The sequence below is a fragment of the Streptomyces sp. ICN903 genome (assembly GCF_022015835.1).
GTDB classification, from domain to species: Bacteria; Actinomycetota; Actinomycetes; order Streptomycetales; family Streptomycetaceae; genus Streptomyces; species Streptomyces fenghuangensis.
This window is the reverse complement of the sequence record NZ_JAKMAY010000332.1, coordinates 1-5797: the sequence shown is the minus strand read 5'-3', so window position 1 is coordinate 5797 and position 5797 is coordinate 1. Positions and strand designations below refer to the sequence as shown.

5 protein-coding genes are annotated in these 5797 nt (G+C 75.2%); 4 read left to right on the top strand and 1 reads right to left on the bottom strand.

Features of this window, described 5'->3' with window-relative positions; genetic code table 11:
* Positions 1-260: 260 nt before the first annotated feature.
* The 4 genes from L7D48_RS24745 (at position 261) to L7D48_RS24730 (ending at position 4515) form a co-directional block, all read left to right on the top strand.
* Positions 261-1355, top strand: coding sequence for an NADH-quinone oxidoreductase subunit D (locus L7D48_RS24745; RefSeq protein WP_237882658.1), 1095 nt, complete (start codon positions 261-263; stop codon positions 1353-1355).
* Positions 1352-2437 (top strand): SAM-dependent methyltransferase, encoded by a 1086-nt coding sequence (locus tag L7D48_RS24740; protein WP_237882655.1) that lies wholly within the window; start codon positions 1352-1354, stop codon positions 2435-2437. The genes L7D48_RS24745 and L7D48_RS24740 overlap by 4 nt, the downstream gene beginning before the upstream one ends.
* A gap of 36 nt (positions 2438-2473) precedes the next feature.
* Complete coding sequence (locus L7D48_RS24735; protein ID WP_237882653.1) at positions 2474-3700, top strand: sensor histidine kinase; 1227 nt, start codon at positions 2474-2476, stop codon at positions 3698-3700.
* Between the two features lie 128 nt (positions 3701-3828).
* Positions 3829-4515, top strand: coding sequence for a response regulator transcription factor (locus L7D48_RS24730; RefSeq protein WP_237882651.1), 687 nt, complete (start codon positions 3829-3831; stop codon positions 4513-4515).
* A gap of 23 nt (positions 4516-4538) precedes the next feature.
* Here the strand turns inward: L7D48_RS24730 and L7D48_RS24725 are convergent, their stop codons facing one another.
* Positions 4539-5762 (bottom strand): low specificity L-threonine aldolase, encoded by a 1224-nt coding sequence (locus L7D48_RS24725; RefSeq protein ID WP_237882649.1) that lies wholly within the window; start codon positions 5760-5762, stop codon positions 4539-4541.
* Between the last annotated feature and the right edge of the window lie 35 nt (positions 5763-5797).

The following is a 5797-nucleotide window of genomic DNA, read 5'->3' as shown; positions in this document are numbered from 1 at the left end:
GTCCGGCCTGCCCGGTCCCCCCGCCGGACGGCCCCCCTGTCAGCTGACTCATACGGCAAGGGTAGGCGGCGGTGGTGACAGTGCGTATCCACCGCGGGGAGGAGAGGGGAGAGGGCGGCGCCCCTCCCGGCGGAGCTGCCAGACTGAGAGCCATGAGCGATCCCGGTACCACCGCCGAGTCCGCCGAGTCCGCCGAGCGCCCCGGCAGCGCCGCCGCCGTGACCACCGTCGGCATCGGCGGCGCGGCGGAGAGCACCGACATGGTGCTCAACATCGGCCCCCAGCACCCCTCCACCCATGGTGTGCTGCGGCTGAGGCTCGTACTGGACGGGGAGCGGATCGGCTCGGCCGAGCCGGTGGTCGGCTACATGCACCGGGGCGCGGAGAAGCTGTTCGAGGCGCGCGACTACCGGCAGATCATCGTCCTGGCCAACCGCCACGACTGGCTGTCGGCCTTCTCCAACGAACTCGGCGTCGTCATGGCCGTCGAGCGGATGCTGGGCATGGAGGTCCCCGAGCGCGCCGTGTGGGCGCGCACCCTGCTGGCGGAGCTGAACCGGGTTCTCAACCACCTGATGTTCCTCGGCTCCTATCCGCTGGAGCTGGGTGCCATCACGCCCATGTTCCACGCCTTCACCGAGCGCGAGGACCTCCAGCGCGTCATGGAGGAGGTCTCCGGCGGGCGCATCCACTACATGTTCAACCGGGTCGGCGGCCTCAAGGAGGACCTCCCGGCGGGCTGGCTCGGCCGCACCCGGCAAGCGGTGGCCGCCGTCCGCGCGAAGCTGGGCACCTACGACCGGCTCGTCCTGGGCAACGAGATCTTCCGCGGCCGCACCCGCGGCGTGGGCGTGCTCGATCCCGGGGCCGTCCACGCCTACGGGGTGAGCGGCCCCATCGCCCGCGCCTCCGGCGTGGACTTCGACCTGCGCCGCGACGAGCCCTACCTGGCGTACGGGGAGCTGGCGGACGTGCTGCGGGTCGTCACCCGCACCGAGGGGGACTGCCTGGCCCGCTTCGAGGTGCTGCTGGAGCAGACCCGCAACTCCCTCGACCTCGCCGACGCCTGCCTGGACCGCCTCGCCGAGCTGCCGCCCGGCCCGGTCAACCAGCGGCTGCCCAAGGTGCTCAAGGCACCGGAGGGCGCCACCTACGCCTGGACGGAGAACCCGCTGGGCATCAACGGCTACTACCTGGTCTCCAAGGGGGAGAAGACCCCGTACCGGCTCAAGCTCCGCTCGGCCTCGTACAACAACGTCCAGGTGCTCTCCGAACTGCTGCCGGGCACGCTGGTGTCCGACATGGTGGCGATCCTGGGATCGATGTTCTTCGTCGTCGGCGACATCGACAAGTGAGGCGGCGAGCGGCGGGGGCGGCAGCAGGAACGGCGGGGGGCCCGCGACGCTGGCGGGAGGCGGCCGAGGAGGCGCTCTACGGCCCGGAGGGCTTCTTCGTGCGCCACGCCCCCGCCGCCCACTTCCGCACCTCCGTGCACGCCTCGCCGCTGTTTGCGGGCGCGGTGGCCGAGCTGCTGCGGCGCGTGGACGGGGTGCTGGGGCACCCCGCCGAACTGGCGCTGATCGACTACGGCGCCGGCCGCGGCGAACTGCTGACCGGCGTACTGGCGGCGCTGCCCGGGCAGCCCGGCGATCTGGCCGCACGGGTGCGCCCCCACGCCGTCGAACGCGCTCCCAGGCCGGAGGGGCTCGACCCGGCCGTCGCCTGGTCCGCCGAACCGCCGCGCGGCGTGAGCGGGCTGCTGTTCGCCAACGAGTGGCTGGACGACGTACCCCTCGACGTCGCCGAGACCGGCGGGGACGGCGTCCCCCGGTACGTCCTGGTGGACGCCGACGGCACCGAGCACCCGGGCGAGCCGGTGAGCGGCGAGGACGCCCGGTGGCTGGACCGCTGGTGGCCGCTGCCGCCCGCGCCGGGGCTGCGCGCGGAGATCGGCCGTCCCCGCGACGCGGCCTGGGCGCGGGCGGTGTCCTGCCTGGAGCGCGGGCTGGCCGTCGCCGTCGACTACGCCCACACCCGCGCCGCCCGCCCCCCGCTGGGCACCCTCACCGGCTACCGGGAGGGCCGCGAGGTGCGGCCCGTCCCCGACGGCCGGTGCGACCTGACCGCCCATGTCGCCCTCGACGCGTGCGCGGCGGCGGCCGAGCGCGCCGGGGCCCCGGTGACCGGCCCGGGCCTGCCGCTCACCCAGCGCGAGGCGCTGCGCGCCCTGGGCGTGAGCGGCGGGCGGCCGCCGCTCGCCCTGGCCTCGCGGGACCCGGCCGCGTACGTACGGCTGCTGGGCCGTGCCGGCGAGGCCGCCGAGCTGACCGACCCGGCGGGCCTGGGCGCCTTCACCTGGCTGCTCCAGCCCCGCGGGATCCCGATGCCTCCACCCTGGGGAGTACACGGGGAGGCGGGGGATCGGCCGTCCGGTTGACCCCCGCGCGTACCCGGTCTGCCTACGCTGGGTTATGTGCACCGGCTCTACGAGTTCCTACGCAGGCACCCCACCCTCGTCGACGGGGCGTGGGCCGCCGTCCTGCTGGTGATGTCGGCCGTGTGGCTCGTAGGGATCATGACGCATCCGCCGTCGGCCGAGTCGCTGGGGCAGGGGGACGTCCAGCAGGCCGCCTCCGTCCCGATCGTCCTGGTCCTGTGCACCGTGGTGGCCCTGCGGCGCCGGGCGCCGGAGAAGATGCTGCTGCTGGCCGCCGGGGCGGGGCTGGCGGAGGTGGTGACGGGCGCGTTCCCGGTGCCGGCCAACTTCGCCCTGCTGGTGATCGTCTTCACCAACGCCTCCCGCAACGTCCGCTGGGCCTCCCGACTCGCCCTCGCCGGCGCACTGGCCGCGCCCACCGTCCACACCCTGCGCTGGCCCAACGAGGGCCAGGGCACCGCCGCCGCGGTGCTGGGCACGGTCTTCCTCACCGCCACCTTCCTGCTGGCCTGGGTGATGGGCGACTCGCTGCGCACCCGGCGCGCCTACTACGCGCAGCTGGAGGAGCGGGCCGCCCGCCTGGAGCGCGAGCGCGAGGCACAGGCCAAGGTCGCCGTCGCCGCCGAGCGGGCCCGGATAGCGCGCGAGCTGCACGACGTGGTCGCGCACAACGTCTCGGTGATGGTCGTCCAGGCCGACGGTGCCGCCTACGTCATGGACACCGCGCCCGAGCAGGCCCGGCAGGCTCTGGAGACCATCTCCGGCACCGGGCGCCAGGCGCTGTCGGAGATGCGCAGACTGCTGGGCGTGCTGCGCACCGGGGAGCACTCCGAGAGCGGCGAGTACGTGCCCCAGCCCGGTGTCGAGCAGCTCGCCGACCTCGTCGAGCAGGTGCGCGGCGCGGGCCTGACCGTGGACTTCCGCATCGAGGGCACCCCCCGGCCGCTGCCCAGCAGCGTCGAGCTGACCGCGTACCGCATCGTGCAGGAGGCTCTGACCAACACCCGCAAGCACGGCGGCCCCGACGTCGGCGCGACGGTGCGGCTGACCTACGGCGCCGACGATCTGACCCTGCTGGCCGAGGACGACGGCCGCGGCGCGCAGCGTGAGCTGTACGAGGTCGGCGGGCTGGACGGGCTCGGCCAGGGACTGATCGGCATGCGCGAGCGCGTCGGCATGGTCGGCGGCAGCCTGGACGCCGGGCCCCGGCCCGGCGGCGGCTTCCGGATCAGCGCGGTGCTGCCGCTGAAGAGCACCGCGTGAACGGTCCCGCGCGGAGCGCTCCGTCCGCCGCGGGGCCGCCTGCCGCCGGAGCGTTCACCGCCGCGCCGCCCGCCGCCGCGCCGCCCGCACCCGTCCCACCACCCCACGAAACCGCCCCAGGGGAGACCATGACCGTCCGTGTGATGCTCGTCGACGACCAGGCGCTGCTGCGCACCGGCTTCCGCATGGTGCTGGACGCCCAGCCCGACATGGAGGTCGTGGCCGAGGCCGGGGACGGCGCCGAGGCGCTGGCCAAGCTCCGCGCCACGGCCGTCGACGTGGTGCTGATGGACGTGCGGATGCCCCGCCTCGACGGGGTCGAGGCCACCCGCCGCATCTGCGAGGGGGGCGAGGGCGGCCCCGGCAGCCCCCGGGTGCTGATCCTGACCACCTTCGACCTCGACGAGTACGCCTTCTCCGCCCTGCGGGCCGGGGCCGGGGGATTCCTGCTCAAGGACGTGCCGCCGGGCGAGCTGCTGGCCGCGATCCGCGCCGTCCACAGCGGCGACGCGGTGGTCGCCCCCTCCACCACCCGCCGCCTCCTCGACCGCTTCGCCTCCCTGCTGCCCGCCGCCTCCGACCGGTCCGTCCCCAAGGAGCTGGAGCGGCTGACGGACCGCGAGCACGAGGTGCTGCTGCTGGTCGCCCAGGGGCTGTCGAACGGCGAGATCGCCCGGCGCCTGGTGCTCTCGGAGGCCACCGTCAAGACGCACGTGGGCCGCATCCTCACCAAGCTGGAACTGCGCGACCGGGTGCAGGCGGTGGTGCTGGCGTACGAGACGGGGCTGGTGCGGGCGGGTGGCAAGGGCGCCTGAGCGGCCGGGGCCTTTCCCGGGGATCAGCCCCGCTCCGGGACGCGGGCGAGGAAGCCGTACAGAGCGTCGCGTACGTCCCGCGGCCCCCAGCGCAGCCCCGGGGCACCCACCGTCACCTCGGCCACGGCCGTTCCGGGCGGGCCGGGCGTACCCGGCGTGTCCCAGACACGGAACAGCACCGTCCCCTCCTCCTCCGCCTGCCGCACCCCCGCCTCCGTCAGCCCGTCGGCGCCGTACGGCAGCCACACCTGGAACTGGTGGGTGTGCGGCTCGGCCGGATGGACCCGGAACCACGGCACCCCGGCCTCCGCCAGCCCCTCCCGCAGCGCCGCCGCGACCATCCTGGCCTGTGCGACGTACCCCGGCAGCCGGGGCAGCTCCCGCTCCAGCCCCACCAGGGCGGACAGCGCGGCGGGCCACTGCTGGAAGACCTGCCCGCCGTAGCGGTGCCGCCAGGCGCGCGTCTGCGCCACGAAGTCGGCGGGACCGGCCAGGGCGGCGCCCGAGAGGCCGCCCAGGGACTTGTAGAAGGAGACGTACACGCTGTCGGCCAGAGCGGCGATCTCCGGGAGCGTGCGTCCGAAGTGCGCGGCGCACTCCCACAGCCGCGCCCCGTCGAAGTGCACCACCGCGTCCCGCTCCCGCGCGGCTTCCACCACCGCCACCAGCTCTTCCCAGGTGGGCAGCACGAAACCGGCGTCGCGCAGCGGGAGTTCGAGCATCAGCGTGCCGAAGGGCTCCTCCAGCTCCCGCACCTCCCCGGCGGTGGGCAGGCGCGGCTCGGCGGTGGGGTGCACGGTGCTCAGCCCGCTCAGCAGTCCCAGTGCGCCCCGCTCGTGGCGCTCGGGGTGCGCCACCGGGTGCAGGGCGACGACCGGGTTGCCGGTGCGGCCCGCCCAGCAGCGCAGGGCGACCTGCTGGGCCATGGTGCCGGTGGGGAAGAACGCGGCGGCCTCGTGGCCCAGCGCGGCGGCGGTGCGCTCCTCCAGGCGGGCGACGATCCCGTCGCCGTAGATGTCGGGGCTGCCGTCCAGGTCGCAGACCTCGGCGCCCTCCTCCGCGAGCCGGGCCAGCCGGCCGGCGATCGTCCCGTCCACCGGGCCGTCGGACAGCTTCCGCCGCGCCGCGGTCCACGCCGCGAGCCTGCGGGCCCGCTCGGCATCGGCGTCCCCGGCGTTTCCGGCGGACCCGGCTTCGATGTCCCCGCGCGCTTCCTCTGCTTCCCCGGTTCCCTCATCGGCTGTCATGCCCCCGATGATCCCCCACCGCACAGGTCCGGCGC

Bases quoted from the DNA above. Each gene is read 5' to 3' on its own strand.
- L7D48_RS24730 (WP_237882651.1), top strand. From the start codon at position 3,829: ATGACCGTCCGTGTGATGCTCGTCGACGACCAGGCGCTGCTGCGCACC.
- L7D48_RS24745 (WP_237882658.1), top strand. From the start codon at position 261: ATGGTGCTCAACATCGGCCCCCAGCACCCCTCCACCCATGGTGTGCTG.
- L7D48_RS24725 (WP_237882649.1), bottom strand. From the start codon at position 5,762: ATGACAGCCGATGAGGGAACCGGGGAAGCAGAGGAAGCGCGCGGGGAC.